The organism is Flavobacterium esculini, from assembly GCF_048284325.1.
Taxonomy (GTDB): Bacteria; Bacteroidota; Bacteroidia; order Flavobacteriales; family Flavobacteriaceae; genus Flavobacterium.
On sequence record NZ_JBLVPI010000029.1, the window covers coordinates 1 to 19024 of the forward strand.

17 protein-coding genes are annotated in these 19024 nt (G+C 32.9%); 9 read left to right on the forward strand and 8 right to left on the reverse strand.

Annotated elements, in window-relative coordinates; genetic code table 11:
- Nucleotides 1-594: 594 nt before the first annotated feature.
- Nucleotides 595-1272 carry a DUF4294 domain-containing protein gene (locus ACNQGG_RS16870; protein ID WP_416858915.1) on the reverse strand — a complete coding sequence of 226 codons (678 nt, stop codon included), beginning with the start codon at nt 1270-1272 and terminating at the stop codon, nt 595-597.
- A gap of 83 nt (nt 1273-1355) precedes the next feature.
- Between ACNQGG_RS16870 and ACNQGG_RS16875 the strand changes: the two genes are divergently transcribed.
- Nucleotides 1356-2444 carry a M42 family metallopeptidase gene (locus ACNQGG_RS16875; RefSeq protein WP_416850619.1) on the forward strand — a complete coding sequence of 363 codons (1089 nt, stop codon included), beginning with the start codon at nt 1356-1358 and terminating at the stop codon, nt 2442-2444.
- 74 nt (nt 2445-2518) lie between these two features.
- Here ACNQGG_RS16875 and ACNQGG_RS16880 read toward each other — a convergent pair whose 3' ends face one another.
- Nucleotides 2519-2923, reverse strand: a complete 405-nt coding sequence (locus ACNQGG_RS16880) for an ankyrin repeat domain-containing protein (RefSeq protein ID WP_417965957.1) — start codon at nt 2921-2923, stop codon at nt 2519-2521.
- 324 nt (nt 2924-3247) lie between these two features.
- Here ACNQGG_RS16880 and ACNQGG_RS16885 point away from each other — a divergent pair, with 324 nt between their 5' ends.
- Both ACNQGG_RS16885 and ACNQGG_RS16890 read left to right on the forward strand, forming a co-directional pair.
- Nucleotides 3248-3709: a DUF1801 domain-containing protein gene (locus ACNQGG_RS16885; protein WP_417965959.1), complete on the forward strand. Its 462-nt coding sequence runs from the start codon at nt 3248-3250 to the stop codon at nt 3707-3709.
- Nucleotides 3710-3733: 24 nt separating this feature from the next.
- Nucleotides 3734-4270, forward strand: a complete 537-nt coding sequence (locus ACNQGG_RS16890) for an SRPBCC family protein (protein WP_417965961.1) — start codon at nt 3734-3736, stop codon at nt 4268-4270.
- 74 nt (nt 4271-4344) lie between these two features.
- On the opposite strand, the gene ACNQGG_RS16895 is transcribed toward ACNQGG_RS16890, so the two are convergent.
- The 3 genes from ACNQGG_RS16895 to ACNQGG_RS16905 form a co-directional block, all read right to left on the reverse strand.
- Nucleotides 4345-5298, reverse strand: coding sequence for a phosphoribosylaminoimidazolesuccinocarboxamide synthase (locus tag ACNQGG_RS16895; RefSeq protein ID WP_417965963.1), 954 nt, complete (start codon nt 5296-5298; stop codon nt 4345-4347).
- Between the two features lie 321 nt (nt 5299-5619).
- A complete protein-coding gene (locus ACNQGG_RS16900; RefSeq protein ID WP_417965966.1) occupies nt 5620-6450 on the reverse strand; it encodes a Cof-type HAD-IIB family hydrolase in 831 nt (276 codons plus the stop codon).
- A gap of 299 nt (nt 6451-6749) precedes the next feature.
- Nucleotides 6750-7700 carry a PhoH family protein gene (locus ACNQGG_RS16905; protein WP_417965968.1) on the reverse strand — a complete coding sequence of 317 codons (951 nt, stop codon included), beginning with the start codon at nt 7698-7700 and terminating at the stop codon, nt 6750-6752.
- 182 nt (nt 7701-7882) lie between these two features.
- Between ACNQGG_RS16905 and ACNQGG_RS16910 the strand changes: the two genes are divergently transcribed.
- The 5 genes from ACNQGG_RS16910 to dnaN all read left to right on the forward strand — a co-directional run bounded on the left by ACNQGG_RS16910 (nt 7883) and on the right by dnaN (nt 12940).
- Nucleotides 7883-8710, forward strand: coding sequence for an SAM hydrolase/SAM-dependent halogenase family protein (locus tag ACNQGG_RS16910; RefSeq protein ID WP_417965970.1), 828 nt, complete (start codon nt 7883-7885; stop codon nt 8708-8710).
- 218 nt (nt 8711-8928) lie between these two features.
- Nucleotides 8929-9225, forward strand: a complete 297-nt coding sequence (locus tag ACNQGG_RS16915) for a putative quinol monooxygenase (protein ID WP_417965972.1) — start codon at nt 8929-8931, stop codon at nt 9223-9225.
- 82 nt (nt 9226-9307) lie between these two features.
- Nucleotides 9308-10033, forward strand: a complete 726-nt coding sequence (gldF, locus tag ACNQGG_RS16920) for a gliding motility-associated ABC transporter permease subunit GldF (RefSeq protein WP_417965974.1) — start codon at nt 9308-9310, stop codon at nt 10031-10033.
- Complete coding sequence (gldG, locus tag ACNQGG_RS16925) at nt 10033-11718, forward strand: gliding motility-associated ABC transporter substrate-binding protein GldG (protein ID WP_417965976.1); 1686 nt, start codon at nt 10033-10035, stop codon at nt 11716-11718. The genes gldF and gldG overlap by 1 nt, the downstream gene beginning before the upstream one ends.
- A gap of 103 nt (nt 11719-11821) precedes the next feature.
- Nucleotides 11822-12940, forward strand: coding sequence for a DNA polymerase III subunit beta (dnaN, locus tag ACNQGG_RS16930; RefSeq protein WP_417965978.1), 1119 nt, complete (start codon nt 11822-11824; stop codon nt 12938-12940).
- Between the two features lie 375 nt (nt 12941-13315).
- Here the strand turns inward: dnaN and ACNQGG_RS16935 are convergent, their stop codons facing one another.
- The 3 genes from ACNQGG_RS16935 to ACNQGG_RS16945 form a co-directional block, all read right to left on the reverse strand.
- Nucleotides 13316-15088: a MutS-related protein gene (locus ACNQGG_RS16935; protein WP_417965980.1), complete on the reverse strand. Its 1773-nt coding sequence runs from the start codon at nt 15086-15088 to the stop codon at nt 13316-13318.
- Between the two features lie 128 nt (nt 15089-15216).
- On the reverse strand, nt 15217-16050 hold the full coding sequence (locus ACNQGG_RS16940) for a universal stress protein (RefSeq protein ID WP_417965982.1): 834 nt from the start codon (nt 16048-16050) through the stop codon (nt 15217-15219).
- Nucleotides 16051-16182: 132 nt separating this feature from the next.
- Nucleotides 16183-17013, reverse strand: coding sequence for a universal stress protein (locus ACNQGG_RS16945; RefSeq protein ID WP_417965984.1), 831 nt, complete (start codon nt 17011-17013; stop codon nt 16183-16185).
- Nucleotides 17014-17192: 179 nt separating this feature from the next.
- Between ACNQGG_RS16945 and mnmE the strand changes: the two genes are divergently transcribed.
- Nucleotides 17193-18581 carry a tRNA uridine-5-carboxymethylaminomethyl(34) synthesis GTPase MnmE gene (gene mnmE, locus ACNQGG_RS16950; protein WP_417965986.1) on the forward strand — a complete coding sequence of 463 codons (1389 nt, stop codon included), beginning with the start codon at nt 17193-17195 and terminating at the stop codon, nt 18579-18581.
- Nucleotides 18582-19024: the final 443 nt, after the last annotated feature.

Here is a 19024-nt window from a genome sequence, read left to right on the forward strand (position 1 = left end):
AGCTTTTCTAAATCTTTTTTAGAAAATAAATTTTCTAGTTTGATTCGTACTACTTGCCAGTTTATAAAAGAACGTCTGCGTTGTTGCGGGTGCAAAAGTAGCCCCTTTATTCGCTTTTACAAGCTTTTTTAAAGCTTTTTTTTGACGTTTCCTTAACTTAAACTTTAACTCGCTGGAAACATGCGCCTTGAAACGATACTATTTCCCTCTACCCTCCCGATGCTTCGGGACTATCCAAAGGAAAGGGTGACTAAATAGACAGGATTAGTGACAATCATTATATATTTAGGTAGTGACTACTGCATATATATGAAGCTACAGTACTATATATAGGATAACAAATGAATACCAATGAATGAGATTTATCCTTTGTCGAAATGACAAAGTCTAATGAAATGCAATTAGCAGGTAGAAATGACAAACTCGATTGGAACGATTGCCCGCGTTAGGGATAGTAGTGGAAAGCCCGCAGTACCGCCTTTTTTTTGCGGGACGAGGACTTGCAGCGGATAGCCCGACCCATTATAAAAAAAGAGGCAACTATCCATACTGATAATTGCCTCTTTTTTATAATGGGGAACGCCCAAATAACACTTACTGTTTTAAGTTAGCAGCTCTGGTTTCCCAAGTATCGGTGAGACTGTCATAATCAACAGGTGTTGCAGGTTTTTGATTTTGTAATCTTCCTGAATCGAATGCTCTTACTAATATGGTTTCTATTAAAAAATCTTCATTGACATCGTAAGGTGCATATTTTGTTTTTAGATTAATGTCAAACATGCTCGCTGCAGTATTCGACCAAAAGGCTTTCCAACCGCTTTTGAGATCTCTGACTAGCTCATACGTTGTGATTCCGGTTTGACGATGGATTAACTTAACGAGTATTTGCCCTTGCTTGCGCGATAGTTTTTTTAGTTTTGCTTCAAATTCATTACTAAGATACCCTTCTACTATCTTAAAGTATCTTTTTTTCTCTTTGTTTGTTTTAAGATTTGCCATCCCTCTATTCAGCACTGTTAACCTTTCAGCAGCCAATTTTGCATACGGATAGGTCTTATAAACTCGGTTTTGAAGAATCAAAAATTGCTTTCTTGCTTCGGGATCCAATTTTTCTTTGTGAATTACTATTTCTTCTAATTGTATGGTGTCGTTAAGTATAGAATCATTTTCGGTCAATACATAACCCATCTTGGTTGTATCCTTTGGAGTTACTTGTGCATTGACATATATAGTTGTAAAAAGTAAAAAAAAGAAAAGCTGAATAATCTTCATGGATCGAAAAATTTAATTGCAAAATTATACATTATATATACAACTGTGATGCCAAATTTATAATTTAGCAAAAAAATAATTTCATGAGCACTAAATCAATATTAAAGAAGTCGTCACTTGAGTTTTTAGAAAAATATCTTAACAACGCATCACCTACAGGTTACGAAAGCGACGGGCAAAAATTATGGATGGATTATTTGAAACCTTATGTTGATACTTTTATAACAGACACGTACGGTTCTGCCGTGGGAATTATAAATCCAGATGCTCCTTATAAGGTAGTAATTGAAGGTCATGCTGACGAAATTTCATGGTATGTGAATTACATTACTGATGACGGATTAATCTACGTGATTAGAAATGGTGGTTCTGATCACCAAATTGCACCTTCAAAACGTGTCAATATTCATACTAAAAACGGAATTGTAAAAGGTGTTTTTGGCTGGCCAGCGATCCATACTCGAAACAGAAGTAAGGAAGAAGTAGCTAAAGTTGATAATCTATTTATTGACATTGGTTGCGAAACTAAAGATCAAGTAGATAAAATGGGCGTTCACGTAGGTTGTGTAATTACATATCCTGATGAATTCATGATTTTGAACGAAAACAAATTTGTTTGTCGCGCTATTGACAACCGTATGGGTGGTTTCATGATTGCCGAAGTGGCTCGTTTGTTACACGAAAATAAAATAAAACTTCCTTTTGGATTATATATCACGAATTCTGTTCAGGAAGAAGTAGGTCTTCGCGGTGCAGAAATGATTACCAAAACCATCAAACCTAATGTAGCGATTGTTACCGATGTTTGCCACGACTCTACTACTCCAATGATTGAAAAGAAAATCGAAGGAGAAACAAAAATTGGTAAAGGTCCTGTGGTTACTTATGCTCCTGCTGTTCAGAATAATTTGAGAGAATTGATATTAGAAACTGCAATGGCTAAAGAAATTCCGTTCCAGCGATTGGCTTCTTCTCGCGTAACTGGAACTGACACTGATGCTTTTGCTTATAGTAATGGCGGCGTTGCCTCAGCTTTGATATCATTACCGTTGCGTTATATGCACACAACCGTTGAAATGGTTCATCGTGATGATGTTGAAAATGTGATTAAATTGATATATGAAACATTGTTGAAGTTAGAAAACGAAGAAACATTTTCTTATTTTAAATAGTCTTAGTTTTATTTTGCAAATACAAAAAGCATCATTGTAAATTACGATGATGCTTTTTTAATTTAAATTAAATACTAAAGACTAGCAACAGGTTTTGATTCCGAAAATTTCAAAAACGCTACAGCTTCTTTTGCATTAGATATTTCGGCATATTTTAATGCATTAACACCAATCTCATTTTTTTCCTTTAGTTGTGCTCCACTAGCTAATAATAATTTGATGATTTCAACTTTATTATACCTTGCAGCTATCATCAATGGAGTTAACCCATTTGATTTTTCGTTTACATCAATACCGTATGCGATTAATTTTTTTACAAAATCAATTTCTCCTTTATAGATTGCCATACACAAAGGAGTTACACCTTCATAAATGTAATGGTTGATTTCTTTTTGAGTAAAATAATTGTGATTTGATGCATGTGAAACAGTTGAGAATGTAACTAAAGCAATTCCTAGATAAACGATTGATTTTTTCATGATGATTGATTTTTTGTTAATTGATTGATTTTTTGATGATTTAAATTTTGAACTAATGTTCTATGCAAATATACGTCTAAAGAAAGGTATCTTGTTTTGCAAGGTACTTAATTTTAACAAAATATTAACTTTATGAATTACTATTTAAATCATAACGTACTTATATACAAACGATTTGGTCAGCAAAATTTAACAGTATTTGCGTTTAAAAAATTCTACATATTAAATAATTAAACAAACAACCTCTTCATGCTTTAACAAAAAGTATAGAATTCAAATTATAATTATTCCTTTTTTAGTATTTTTACTTAAACAATTCTTAAAATGCAATCAAAAGCAATAAATGTTAAGGAGTATTTAAAAGAAATTCCCGACGAAAGAAAACAAGCATTTCTTAAACTTAGAGAAACTATAGTTGCTACTATTCCTAAAGGATTTGTTGAACAAATGTCTTATGGAACGATTGGTTACATTGTACCACATTCTATTTATCCTAATGGATATCATTGTGATTCTAAACTACCGTTGCCTTTTGTAAACATTGCCTCCCAAAAGAATTTTATTGCGGTTTATCATATGGGAATTTATGCTAATCCGGAATTATTGCAATGGTTTATTTCGGAACATCCAAAATACAGCAATCAAAAATTGGATATGGGAAAAAGTTGCATTCGATTTAAAAAGTTTGACCATATCCCTTTTGATTTAATTGCAGAACTCATGCAAAAAATGTCTGTCAATGACTGGATCAATTGTTACGAGTCACAAATTAAAAAATCAAAATAATTATTAACCTTAAATTATGAAGCTATGAACATTATCAAAAAAATTATTCTAGGACTATTAGCAATTGTTTGCCTAGTATTGATTATTGCTTTATTCCTGCCGAAAAACTATGCTGTAGAACGGGAAATCACTATCAACCAACCCAAAGACAGTGTTTTCAATTATATTAAATACGTTAAAAATCAAGATAATTTTAGCGTCTGGAATAGAAAAGATCCAAAAATGATTAAGACATTTTCAGGAACTGACGGCACGATAGGATTTGTATATTCATGGAATAGCCAGGATAAAAACGTAGGTATTGGAGAACAGGAAATTAAAAAAATCATTGAAGGAGAACGTATTGATTTTGAACTACGCTTTAAAGTTCCTTTTGAATCAACCGATAATGCTTATATGACAACGGAAGCCATTTCACCAAATCAAACTAAAGTAAAGTGGGGATTTGATGGAAAAATGCCTTATCCAATGAATTTAATGTTACCTATAATGAATATGGAAGAAATGCTTGGTAAAGATTTACAAGATGGATTGAATAATCTAAAAATCTTTTTAGAGTAATAATGGTATGCTATTAAAGGCAAAAACCGCAATTCAATTCAGAATTGCGGTTTTTATTTTTCTTAAAAGTCTTTTTATTTCTTCGCTAAATAAGCCAAAACATTTTTTTCGATTCTTTCATCAATATTTGAAATATCAGCTTTTACAAATTTCTCGCCTAGAATATTTTCGTATAACTCAATGTATCTTTCAGAAACCGTTTCTATATATTCATCTGTCATCTCAGGAATTTGCTGTCCTTCCAGCCCTTGAAAACCATTTTCAATTAACCAACGACGAACAAACTCTTTTGATAATTGTTTTTGTTCCTCTCCTTTATCTTGTCTTTCCTGATATCCTTCTGCATAAAAGTAACGAGACGAATCAGGTGTGTGAATCTCATCAATCAAAACGATTACACCCTCTTTGGTTTTACCAAATTCATATTTTGTATCAACCAAAATCAATCCGCGACTGGCAGCAATTTCAGTTCCTCTTTGAAATAATGCTCTGGTATATTTTTCTAAAACCAAATAATCTTCCTCAGAAACTATTCCTTTAGAAAGAATATCGACTCTTGAAATATCAGCATCATGTTCTCCGTTATCCGCTTTGGTAGTTGGTGTAATAATTGGTTCGGGAAATTTATCGTTTTCTTTCAAACCTTCCGCCATTGTAACGCCACAAATTTCTCTTTTGCCAAGGGCATATTCACGAGCAGCATGACCGGAAACATATCCACGTATTACCATTTCCACTTTGAAAGGATCACATAAATGACCAACAGCTACATTAGGATCCGGAGTTGCAATTAACCAATTAGGAACAATATCTTGTGTTAATTCCATGAATTTAGTAGCAATTTGATTTAGGATTTGACCTTTATATGGAATTCCTTTTGGTAAAACTACGTCAAAAGCCGAAAGCCTATCCGTGGCAACCATTACTAAAAGATCATCATTTATATTATAAACTTCTCTTACTTTACCTCTGTAAACAGATTTCTGATTTGGAAAATTAAAATTAGTAGTTGTGATGGTGTTACTCATTATTATTAGTGTTGTGTTTTTTTTACGTAGCTGCAAATTTATGATTATTTTGGAAAGAAAAGCAAAGAATCATTCATCATACGACCACAAATAAATACTTGCATCAAAAATTCAGAAATCATTCCAAACAGAAGTCTAGCATATCAGGGCATTTGCTTTAAAAAAATAGCAATTCAATTATTCAAATTTTATAAAATCTGCCGAATCTGCTAAATCTGCGTGCCTAATTTTTCACGCAGATTTAACAGATTTACGCAGATTCTAAATTAAAAATTTTACTTTGTTAGTCCTAAAAGAGAATGTCCTGCATGCACATAACTTCTACTCTGCTTCTGAAGTATGCTTTTTTAATAATTTTTTGGACAGGTATTTAGCAACTCCTTCATTATCATTAGTTGAAATCACTTCTAAATGAGAAAGTTTATCCTTCAAACTATCAGGAGCATTTCCCATGATTAATCCTTTACCGGTTGATTTAAGCATATTTTCATCATTGAATCCATCTCCAAAAGCTATTGCTTCATGGAAAAGCAGATTTTCTTTTTCTAAAATTTTTGCAATCGCAACACTTTTGTCTACTGATTTGTCCATAAATTCCAAACAAAGCGGAAGACTAAAAGCATGACTAAAAAGCGAGGAATGATTTTCTAAGATTTGTTCTCTTAGTTCCAATAATTTTGAATGGGTATCATGAGTAAAAAATACTTTTATAGCACTTAAATCTTCAACTTTACTAAAATCTACCAGTTCCGGATGATAATTTAATTCCGTTTGAAAGCTATTTAGTTTTTCATTGTGTTTGTTGGTTTGCCAAACATTTTCTCTAAACAAAACGGTTGTAATCTCCGGGTCAATATCTAAAGACAGGACTGACTTTACGGCCTCACTTTCCATATCAACAGAGAAAAGAAGTTCTTTTTCTGGGGAATGAATTCTTGCTCCATTAGAGGTAACCAAATAAAGAGGAATCTCTAAACGTTCCACAATAGGCATTGCGTCTAAATGGTGGCGACCTGTAGCAACAATAATTAAATAATTTTGATTGTGGAGTTCTTGAAAAACACTTTTTGTATATTCTGAAATTTTGTGGTCTGAATTGAGTAAAGTTCCGTCTAAATCGCTGATCACGACTTTTATTTTTTCTTGTATCATCTTTCGTTTTTCACTGTCATTTTTAATTATTCCAAATTTATTACATTTTAAAGAGATAAGCAAAGAAAACGGGGAGTTGTAGAAAAAATAGTAGGGATTTTACATTTCAATAAAAATGATTTAACATCGCTCGTGAAGTTCTAAAATGCAAGTAATTTATGTAATACTTTTAACACAGATTACTCCTTTTCTTTTTTAATTTCATGAAGTTTAGTGAATTAAATTTGAAGCGAAAAGCAAGTAAAAACATCATTCTATGTCCCCATCTTTTCGCTCCAAAAATTAAACTTTTCTATTCTTTAATCATTATTCTCAATCATCTTATATGCATCAATTACTTTTTTGACCAATCTATGTCTTACAATGTCTTTATCATCGAGATAAATAATCCCAATTCCATCGACATCTTTTAAAACTAACAATGCTTCTTTAAGACCGGAAATGGTTCTTCTTGGTAAATCGACTTGACCTGGATCACCGGTAATCATGAATTTAGCGCTTTTTCCCATACGGGTTAAGAACATTTTCATTTGGGAATGCGTTGTGTTTTGGGCTTCATCCAAGATTACAAAAGCATTATCCAACGTCCTTCCACGCATGAATGCCAAAGGAGCAATTTGGATAATTCCTTTTAAAATATAATCCTCCAGTTTCTCATTTGGTAACATATCCCTTAGCGCATCATACAAAGGCTGCATATAGGGATCCAGCTTTTCCTTCATATCACCAGGAAGAAATCCTAGGTTCTCCCCTGCTTCTACTGCTGGACGCGTAAGTATAATACGTTTGACTTCTTTTTCTTTAAGTGCTTTTATGGCCATGGCAACACCTGTATAGGTTTTTCCGGTTCCTGCAGGTCCAACAGCAAAAACCATGTCATTTTTTGCCATAGTGTCCACCAACAATTGTTGATTGGCAGTCATTGCCTTAATGATTTTTCCACCTACACCATGCACTAATATTTTATCTTGTCCTTGGAATTTTTTTTCTTCCTGACCATCTCCAAGGATAACACGTTCAATTACATTGTTATCAATATTATTGTATCGTGAAAAGTGCACCATTAACCGTTGAAATCGCTTTTCAAACTCGTCTAAAACCTCTTTTTCTCCAAAAGCTTTTAAGGTTGTTCCCCGAGCAACAATCTTCAATTTTGGGTAGTATTTTTTAATTGTTTCAAGATGAGTGTCTTGAGCGCCCCAAAAGTCTTTTGGAGCGATGTCTATGAGCTCGATTATTCTTTCGTTCAAATGAGGTAGTTTTAAATTAGAATTAATTTTTTTATAAATCAATTGGCTGTCGGGTATATTTCTAGTTTTTAAATAGAATTTGTTTTTTGTTTTTCGTTTTTTGAGTTTACTATTATTAGCTTTGCACTTCTCAAATTTAATAAAATAAGGTTTACATAACACCAATAGTTATAAACAAATTTATGTCAATAATTACCCTTACTACCGATTACGGCTTGAAAGACCACTTTGTAGGTGCGTTGAAAGGGAAGATTTTATCTGAGTATTCCGATGCATCCATTATTGATATTTCTCACGAAATAGACCCATTCAACACGGTAGAAGCGAGTTACATTATTGGCGCCTCCTATGCGAGTTTTCCAAAAAGTACTGTTCACCTCATTGGAGTCGATATGGAATCCAATAAAGAAAATCAACATATCGTTATGCAATGGAACGATCATTATTTTATTGCTGCCGATAATGGCATTTTGAGTATGCTTTCGCAAAAGATTGTACCGCAAAAAATGGTTGCCATTAATATTCATGACCGTTTACATAATGAAGCCACTGATCTTGATGTTTTTGTAAAAGTAGCCTGCCATATTGCCAAAGGTGGTTTAATGAATGTTATTGGTAAAGAAATAAATACCATCAAGCAAGTCACCGACTTACAGGCTGCAATAGCCGTTGACGGTAATTCTTTGAAAGGACATGTCATTTACATTGACCATTTTGGGAATGTAGTGACCAATATAACTAAGAAATATTTTATTGAAGTTGCTAAAGGACGGCCTTATGAAATTGTCATGAAAACCAAAAATATCAAAACCATTTTGCCTAATTATTCGGCGATTGCGAGTTCTGATAAATATCCGATAAAATATTATGAAGGGGAAAAATTGGCCATTTTCAATGAAGCCGGTTTTCTAGAAATTGCCATTTTCAGAAGCAATCCTTCTAAAGTTGGTTCTGCGAATAGTTTATTGGGATTGAATTATAGGGATGTTGTAACTATAAAATTTATTTAAAGATTTTTGATTGCAGATTTATGATTTCAGATGTAAATCAACTTAATATGAAAACAATTATAAAAATTAGATTTAAAAATTTAAAACAGAATTATCTAGAAGTAGCGCAATTTATTAAAAACCAATCTAGTAAAGAAAAATTTGCATCAAATCAAGAATTGCAATGATTTAAACCTATATCTGAAATCAAAAATCGTTAATCTCCAATCATAAATCAAATGTTTGTACGAATTGTAAAATTGAGTTTTCACGAGGAAAATATTCCTGCGTTTTTAGAAAACTTCGAGTTAATGAAAGATAAAATACGAAATGCTCCAGGGAATCGTTTGTTAGAGCTGTATCATGATAAAAACAACAAAAGCATTTTCTTCACTTACAGCTATTGGGAAACCGAAGCGGATTTAGAAAATTACAGAAATTCTGAACTTTTTTATGATGTTTGGACATTCACCAAGAAATTATTCAACGACAAACCAGAAGCTTGGAGTGTGGATAAATTAGTAAGTCTAGAATAAAAAATAGTTTAAAGTTTAAGGTTGAAAGTTGTTGGATTGGGAACTTTAAACTTTAAACATTTAAAACCTCAAACAAAAAAAAATGAAATCAATAGTATTACGAGAAATAAAATCTTTTTTTGGTTCACCTATTGGCTATTTGGTTATCGCCATTTTTCTAATTATCAACGGATTGTTTCTTTGGGTTTTCGAAGGAGATTACAATATTTTGAATACTGGTTTTGCCGATTTGACTCCGTTTTTCACATTAGCGCCATGGATTTTTATTTTCCTGATTCCGGCCGTTACGATGCGCAGTTTTTCGGATGAGAAAAAACAAGGAACATTAGAATTATTGCTGACGAAACCTTTGAGTATTTGGCAAATTGTAAATGGGAAATTTCTTGGAGCCTTGCTTTTAATAGTAATGGCAATTATCCCAACATTTATTTATGTAAAAGTAATTTCCAGTTTAGGAATGCCCGAAGGAAATATTGATATAGGAAGCACGGTTGGTTCCTATTTTGGATTATTATTCCTGATTGCTGGCTATTCTTCCATTGGAATATTTACTTCTACCCTTTCGGATAACCAAATTGTGGCATTTATTGTTGCGGTTTTTTTATGCTTTTTTCTGTACTTCGGTTTTGAAGGTCTGGCTACGGTGATACCAACAATTTCAAACTTTATTTCGGCTTTAGGAATGCAAGATCATTATAAAAGTATGAGCCGAGGCGTAATAGACACCAGAGATATTATCTATTTTGTAAGCATAACAGTCGCATTTCTTTCGTTTACTGTTTATAATCTAAAATCTTTCAAATCGTAATGAATACAGCTAAAAAAAACAATATAAAATCCGTTGCAATCACCATCGTTGTTTTATTGCTTTTGAATGCAATAGGAAGTTCGTTTTTTCATCGTTTTGATTTAACCAAAGATAAAAGATATACGCTTTCAGCCACGTCATTGCAGATTATCAAACAAGTAAAAAATCCTTTGTCTATAAAAGTATATATGCAAGGTGATTTACCGGCTGAATTCAAGCGATTACAGCAAGAAACCCGGCAATTACTCGAAGAATTTCAAGCCTACAACAAAAATATTATTTTCGAATTTGTAAATCCATTGGAAAACAAAGACGAAAGTATGGATAACATAAAAGAGTTGTATCGCAAAGGACTCACTCCAATAAATATAACGGTTGATGACAAAGGAAAACAATCCCAGGCAATGGTTTTTCCTTGGGCAATTGCAGTTTATAACAATAAAGAAGTTAATATTCCTTTGTTGAAAAATAGAATGGGCGCTTCCACTACCCAAAAAGTGATTGGTTCGGTACAACATCTGGAATATTCAATTGCAGATGCCTTGAACAAAATTACTAAAGACAAACAAAAGACAATCGCTGTTATAAAAGGGAACGGCGAGCTTCAGGATGTATTAATGGCTAAGTTTCTGATGCAAGTAAGAGAAAGTTATCATATTGGTCCCTTTACTTTAGATTCGGTTGCAAAAAATCCAGCAGGAAGTTTAGAAGCTTTAGAAAAATACGACTTGGCAATCATTGCTAAACCAACCGAAACTTTTTCGGATGCAGAGAAACAAGTTTTAGACCAATACATTATCAACGGAGGTAAAACATTGTGGCTTGTAGATCAAGTAGCTGTTGAGATGGACAGTTTATACAATTCTGCTGGTGCTACTTTAGCGTATCCACGAGATTTGAATTTGAATGATATGTTCTTCAAATACGGCATTCGAATCAATCCAGATATTATAAAAGACGAACGTGGAAGTCCCATAAAACTGGCTACGGGAGAACAAGGAAGTGCTACTCAATTTCAAGAATTTAACTGGAAATTTGCACCTCAGGTTTATCCTAACAATCCGCATCCAATTGTGAAAAATTTAGGCGGAATCCGGTTTGATTTTGCTAATCCTATCGATACGTTGAAAAACGGAATTAAGAAAACGATTCTGCTACAATCCTCACAATATTCGAAAAAAATAGGCACTCCAACAGAAGTGAATTTGAATAGTGTTACCGAGGAAACTTCGCCTACTGAATACCTGAATAAAGGGAATATTCCGCTTTCCGTTTTATTGGAAGGCACGTTTCATTCGATGTTTGAAAATCGAGTTTTGCCATTTGACCAAAAAACATTTGAAACCAAAGGAAAAGACAATAAAATGATTGTGATTTCTGATGGAGATTTAATTAAAAACCAATTGGATAAAAACTTTCAGCCCGTAGAATTAGGTTACGATCAAAGATCTGGAAATTTGTATGACAATAAAGATTTTCTCATAAATTGTGTCAATTACCTATTGGATGACAACGGACTTATTAACATTCGAAGTAAGGATCTTGATTTGCCATTATTGGATAAAGAAAAAGTTTATGAAAACTATAGCGCTACGCAATTCATAACTATCGGGCTTCCAATTCTAATTTTAGTGCTTTTTGGTGTTCTATTTACTTTCCTTCGAAAAAGAAAATACAGCAAGTAGATGTTAATAAAAAAGTTTCCAAACTAGAATTGTTTACGATATATTTGTAAAATGTATCGTATTTTGAATATAAAGAAATACGTTAAAAAATAAAACAAAACAGATGAAATTTATAGTATCGAGTTCGTACTTATTGAAACAATTACAAGTTTTAGGTAACGTTATCAACAGTAGTAATACTTTGCCTATTTTAGATAACTTTCTATTTGATTTAGATCACAATGTGCTAACAGTTTCTGCATCCGATTTAGAGACTACAATGTCTGCTACTTTAGGAATTGATTCGGAGAGCAAAGGAAGTGTTGCTGTTCCTGCAAAATTACTTTTGGAAATCCTTAAAACATTCCCTGAGCAGCCATTAACTTTTACAGTTGAGGAAAACAGTACGATTGAAATCAGTTCCAATTCTGGAAAATATGCTTTGGCTTATGCTCCTGGTGCTGAATTTCCTAAATCTGTAAACTTAGACGATCCATCTGTAACGCTTGTCCCTGCTGATGTTTTGGCAACAGCCATAAGCAAAACAATATTTGCTGCCGGAAATGATGATTTACGTCCGGTAATGTCAGGTGTCTTTTTTCAGTTTTCTCCACAAGGATTAACATTTGTTGCCACTGATGCGCACAAATTAGTAAAATATGCCCGTACCGATGTAACGGCTTCACAAGTGGCTGATTTTATTATGCCAAAGAAACCTTTGAACATCTTAAAAAATATTCTTGGAACTTCGGATGCTGAAGTTAAAATTGAATACAACGATTCGAATGCTACTTTTTCTTTCGATAATTATGTTTTAATGTGTCGTTTAATTGATGGAAAATATCCAAATTACGAAGCGGTAATCCCAAAAGAAAATCCCAATAAATTAATGATTGACCGTTCTCTATTTTTGAGTTCTGTTCGTCGTGTAGCCATTTTTTCGAATAAAACTACACACCAGATTCGTTTGAAAATCGCTGGTGCAGAGTTGAATGTTTCTGCCGAAGATATCGATTACTCCAATAAAGCGGAAGAACGATTGACTTGTGATTATCAAGGTGATGATATGCAGATAGGATATAATTCTCGTTTCTTAACTGAAATGTTGACTAATCTACAATCTGATATGATTATGCTTGAAATGTCATTGCCAAACAGAGCCGGAATCCTTACCCCTGTTGATGGATTAGAAGAAGGAGAAACTGTTACCATGCTTGTGATGCCGGTAATGCTAAACAGCTAGTTTGTCCGATACCCAATTTCAGGCTTAAATCTTAAAAAATACGCTATTAACCAAACCATTTTTATATTTAAAAAACCCGCAACTTCCTAACCAGAATTGCGGGTTTTTTTTGCCTTCTCCCTCTCCAAAGGACAAAGAGTTAAAATGAAAAACAATTTACAGACAATTTTACAATCAATTTAGGTTTTAAGAACCATTTGGGCGTGCCACCATTAGAAAAAGGGGGCTACTTATAGCATCGCTTAATTGTCCCCTTTCCCTAATGTTGTCAGGCTGTTGCCGCTACTTCGGTAGCTTGGCCCATCCTTCACGCATGCTCTGCTAGTGAGATTGTTTAGTTCCTCGCAATGAAAACTGACCACTGATTACTACTCCCTAAATCACGCCCATTTTTTTCATTAGGAACGTAGCACTTCTATTTTTACAAATACCGTTACGTAGTTTATAATCAAAATGCAAGTCATCGTTGATAATCTCTACTTCAAAACATTTGTTGGTGAGAACATTTGGATACTCATTTCTAGTCAGGCAAACTTCAATATCATGTGTAGCGATAGCTCCAATAGCTTTTTTTTGAATTACTTTTTTGACTACTTCTATGGTTCCATTTCGTTTATCATCTGAATTGGTACCTCGCAATATTTCATCTAATAAAATAAATGCGGATCTGTTTTCTAATTCGTCCATAATTAGCTTTAAGCGTTTAATCTCGGCAAAGAAATACGATTCACTATCAGATAAAGAATCAGATAATCGCATGGAAACTAAAACGGGTAATGGATGGATATTAGCCTGACTGGCACAAACTGGCGAACCTATTCCTGACAAAACGATATTAATTCCTAAACTTCTCAAAAAAGTGCTTTTCCCTGACATATTTGAGCCTGTCAAAATCATGAAGGATTCGGGATTAAAACTCACATCATTCCCTACTCTAGTTTCCTTATTTAGTAATGGATGTCCTAAATTAGTGAAGTCAATTTCATAATTGGTGTTTAAATTTGGAAACACGAACTCCGGATTATTATATGAGAGATTCGCCAAACTATTCAACATTTCAAATTCACCTATGACTTCCAACCAATCTTCAAGTGCTTCAGTATGGTCTTTTTTCCATTCAATCAAACCTTTTAATACATGAAAATTAAATAGAAAAGTTCCGTTGAATAATAATCCCGTAACAAAATTTCCAATGCTATCCATATTAGAAAACAGTGAAGCCAATTGTTTCAAATGAACACTTGCATTTTCTTTTTTGAATGTCAGTTTTTGTTGTAAATTTATTAGTTTTTCGGACTGAAAAGATTCACTTTCGACTCTTTCTATCAATAAACCGTATTGATTAATGATTTTATCAATGTTGGATGCATTGGCTATTTCAATTTGAATACGCTTTAAATATTTGCCTAAGAACCCCAAATTAAAAACAAATAGAATTGACAATAGCGATAAAAACGTTGGATTTGATGTGATTAAATAGCCAACACCAGTCCCCAAGAAGAGAGTTGGTGTAATAAAGGAAACTACTATACTTGTTTTAGACAATGGAGTACTTTCGAATTTACTCCATTGCAATAAAGCTTCATAACTAGATTTATTGTCGTCACTTATTTTGGCCAAAGCCAAAAATTCGTGACGCCAATCTAATTTTTTAGATAATTCTTTTACGGCTTCGTGATTTCCAACAATTTCTTCATTAGGCAAAAGCGTTAAAAGTTGTTTTGCCAATGTTTTTTTTCCAATAAACATTGCAGTTCTATTCAGATTTTGAAATAAAGAATGCTCCCCAAAAATATCCAAATCATAGGCGTAAGGATGGTGAAAATCATTGAATTCCTGTCCGTTTTCAAAAGGGGTTATTTTTCTATCCAAATAGGAAATTTCGTTTTCATTAATTTCCAATAGCGCTTGTTTGATTTGCTTTTTAAAAACCAACTTGGAATGAAAACGCATCAAAATTATAAATAATCCGAAAAGGAACACAGCCAAAGCGATAAAAATAACTTCGCTCGTTTTAATAAAATAATACATGGAAACAAAAAAAAATACAATAGTAAAAAGCCTGAAAATGCTGATACTATTGTATTTTTTATTGATTGTATTTAATTCTGCCGAAAAGCTTTTCTTTTTTGCTTTGTATACTTCCATAATTCAAATTGATGAACTACAAATATAGTGCTTACAACAACAAATAATCTGCTGGAACATTAGAATACTCAACTATAAATATCCGACAAATGACATTATTTATACAACTATTAAATTTTAAGACTTCTTTAATCAATATGAATGGCCAAAATTGGTATATCAAAATTAGTTACTACTTTTTTTGTAAAACTTGGTTTAAACAGCCCCTCAAAAAAGCCTCTTTTATAAGTAAGCATCGTTAACACATCAATATCTTTATACAAAATAAAGTCTAAAATAGTTTCTTTTATTTCGTCACTAATAATAACAAAAAACTCAATAGGTTCCTGCAGAAACTCGGTCTCCCATTTTTCTATTGTATCTTTTGAAACATCAGAACTACTCGTTTTTACATATAGACACTTCACTTTAGCATTTGTTTTTTTTGCAATATCTAATACGGTTTCTAGTGCTTTTTTATCCTTCGGTCTAAAACGAGTCGTAAATCCAATAGTTTCTATTTTTTTAAATTTTGCTTCCAATGGGACACATAACATAGGAACATCAATCCCTATGATGGCAGAACCAGCATTACTTCCCACAAAAAAAGCTTCCCATCCGGTAACACCAGAAGTACCCATCACAACAAAATCTATTTTATCTTCTTTAATTGCTCTTTTAATATTAAAAAGCAAATCACCGTCCATAAGTCTGTGCGTCATCTTAATTTTATCGAGATTCCGTTCTTCAGCTATAGCGTGAAGCTTTGGAATCTCTTCTTTAAACATATCAAATTGGGATAACTCCAATGAATCATAGATGACTGCATAATTTTCAGGAAAAAACTGATTATCAAATACAGGCAATTCAAACGTGTGCAATAAAATGAGTTCACCCTGAACTATTTTTGCAAATTCTAAAGCATGCACAAAGGCATTATTGGCCACTTCAGAAAAATCTGTTGGGAATAGAATTCTTTTCATTATCTATAAGTATTAAAATGATTCGTTTATCAAATTTAACTACAACAAGCTACCGTTAACATGATGATGATTAGTGATTTAATAAAATAAAAAAAAACAATACTTTATATGCTAATAGAGTTCAAATTAATTTTATTCATGAATAGCGAGAATAGGTACATTGACATGAAAGGCTAATTTTTTAGAGAGACTGATTTTAAATAATTTCTCAAAGAAATTTTTATGATAGACATGCATCGCAATCATACTAATTTTATGCAATTCAATAAAATTCAAAATAATTCCTTCCACATCATTGTCAGCCATAGAATGCAACAAAATGTCCTGGTTATTAACCATTTGATTCCAATCTTCCATACCGTTATTTTTGTTTTCATGATGATATTTTTGAACACGCAAACAATCTATATGTGCCTTAAAATATTTAGCCAATACCATCACCTTTTTCAAAGAATCAATGTCTTCGGTTCTAAATTGAGTGATAAAAAGTATTTTTTTAATGGGTTGATATTGGCAATGTTCCGGAATTGCTAAAACAGTAGTTTTGACATCATTCATCACTTTGGTTGCAACCGTACCCAAAAAAGTTTCTTTTAATCCCGTGGCGCCTTTAGTTCCCATCACTACAAAATCAATGGCATCTTCCTTAGTCATTTTTTGGATTTCATGAATTAGATTTCCCAAAATCAAAACATGGCTTATTTTAATATGTTCCAAATTATTTTTTTCAGCAATGCGTCTTAAAACAGGAACTTCGTCTTTGTAGTTTTCAAAATTACTTAACTCAGTAACATCATAAACTTCATGCAAATATTCCGAAATATTAATATAATTGGCCTGTGGCAACTGATAAACATGCAACGTAATAATTTCAGCACTTATGGAATCTGCTAATTTTAATGCGTAAATAAAAGCGTTATTAGAAGCATTGGAAAAGTCGGTTGGAAATAGAATTTTCTTCATGATGCCTATTAATTAATTATTGGCCAATTATTCACATAAAATTACAACAAAAAAATAAATTAATCAATATAATTATCTGATTGTCTTTATTTTAAATACAAATAAAGTTAGTGGTTTTATAAGAGAATCTTGTTGCTCTGCAAGTTTTACTTACTTTTGCATAAAATTGAAATAAAAATATGATACCTCACGATTCTATAGTGGCACTAGCAACTCCTTCAGGAGCTGGAGCAATAGCGGTAATTCGAATTTCTGGCGAAGATGCCATAGTTATTGGTAATTCTGTTTTTCGATCCATTAAAAACAAAAATTTATTACAACAAAAAACACATACGCTACATTTAGGGCATATCACTGATGATAACAAAACTCTGGATGAAGTCTTAGTCTCCATTTTTAAAGGTCCAAACTCCTATACAGGCGAAAATACAATAGAAATATCCTGTCATGGTTCTACCTATATCCAACAGCAAATTATCCAGCTTTTGCTTCGAAAAGGATGTCGTATGGCAAATGCGGGCGAATTTACATTACGAGCATTCCTAAATGGAAAACTGGATTTATCTCAAGCCGAAGCTGTAGCGGATTTAATTTCGTCAGACAATGAAGCCTCTCACCAAATTGCAATGCAACAAATGCGCGGTGGTTTCTCCAATGAAATAGCTAAACTACGTGAAGAATTATTAAATTTTGCTTCGCTAATCGAACTCGAATTGGACTTTGCCGAGGAAGATGTGGAATTTGCAGATCGTACCCAATTTCATGAATTACTGAGCCGAATTGAGTTTGTTCTCAAGCGTTTAATCGATTCGTTTGCGGTGGGGAATGTCATCAAAAACGGAATTCCTGTGGCGATTGTCGGTGAGCCAAATGTAGGCAAATCAACTCTTTTAAATGCTTTATTGAATGAAGAACGGGCCATAGTTTCGGAGATTGCTGGAACCACACGTGATACTATTGAAGATGAATTGGTTATTGGCGGCATCGGTTTTAGATTCATAGACACGGCAGGAATTAGGGAAACCGAAGATGTGGTGGAAAGCATTGGAATTAAAAAAACTTTCGAAAAAATAGAGCAGGCACAAGTAGTCGTTTTTCTTTTTGACAGTTCTGAGTTTAAAATTTCAGGTTTAAAATTGAAAGTGGAACTGGAGAAAATTAAGAATCAATTTCCACTGAAACCCTTAGTTATTATTGGAAACAAAGCCGATAAACTGACTGAAACTGAAATCCAAAATATCAAATCGGAGATTCCAGAAATCTTACTTATTTCTGCTAAAGAGAAACTAGGCGTTGAGGATTTAAAAAATCAATTGCTCTCGTTTGTGAATACCGGTGCTTTACGAAATAACGAAACAATCGTTACGAACACAAGACATTACGATTCTTTACTAAAAGCGTTAGACGAAATACAAAAAGTAAAATTTGGTCTTGAAACTAACTTATCCAGCGACTTGATGGCGTTAGATATTAAGGAAGCACTGTATCAATTTGGGATGATTACCGGTCAGGTTACTAATGATGAATTGTTAGGTAATATATTTGCTAATTTCTGCATCGGAAAATAACAGAACAAAACAAACAAATACAAAACCATCAAAAACACTTGTAAATCCTTGTTAAACAAGGTTTGTATATTTTTACAAATATAGGTTTATTCTGTTATGTTTTGTGTTTTTATGTTTATATTTGTACCTTATTTGTACCTCATCAGGATTTGACGGTTTATCTGTACCTTAAAATCCTTTTTTTTGCACTTAATTACACTTAAATTGTCTTAATGATATTAAAAGATATAAAATGAGCAGTAACATAACTATTCAAAGGATTTGCCAAAACTGTAAAAATGAATTTATAGCAAAAACCACGGTAACGAAATTTTGCAGTATGAAGTGTGCAAATTCCAGTGATATTGACCACCCAATTCCAATTTAAAGTGACCACCTGATTCCAATTCAAAATGACCACCTAATTCCGGAGCAAAATGACCACCTCCATTTTTCATTAAAAA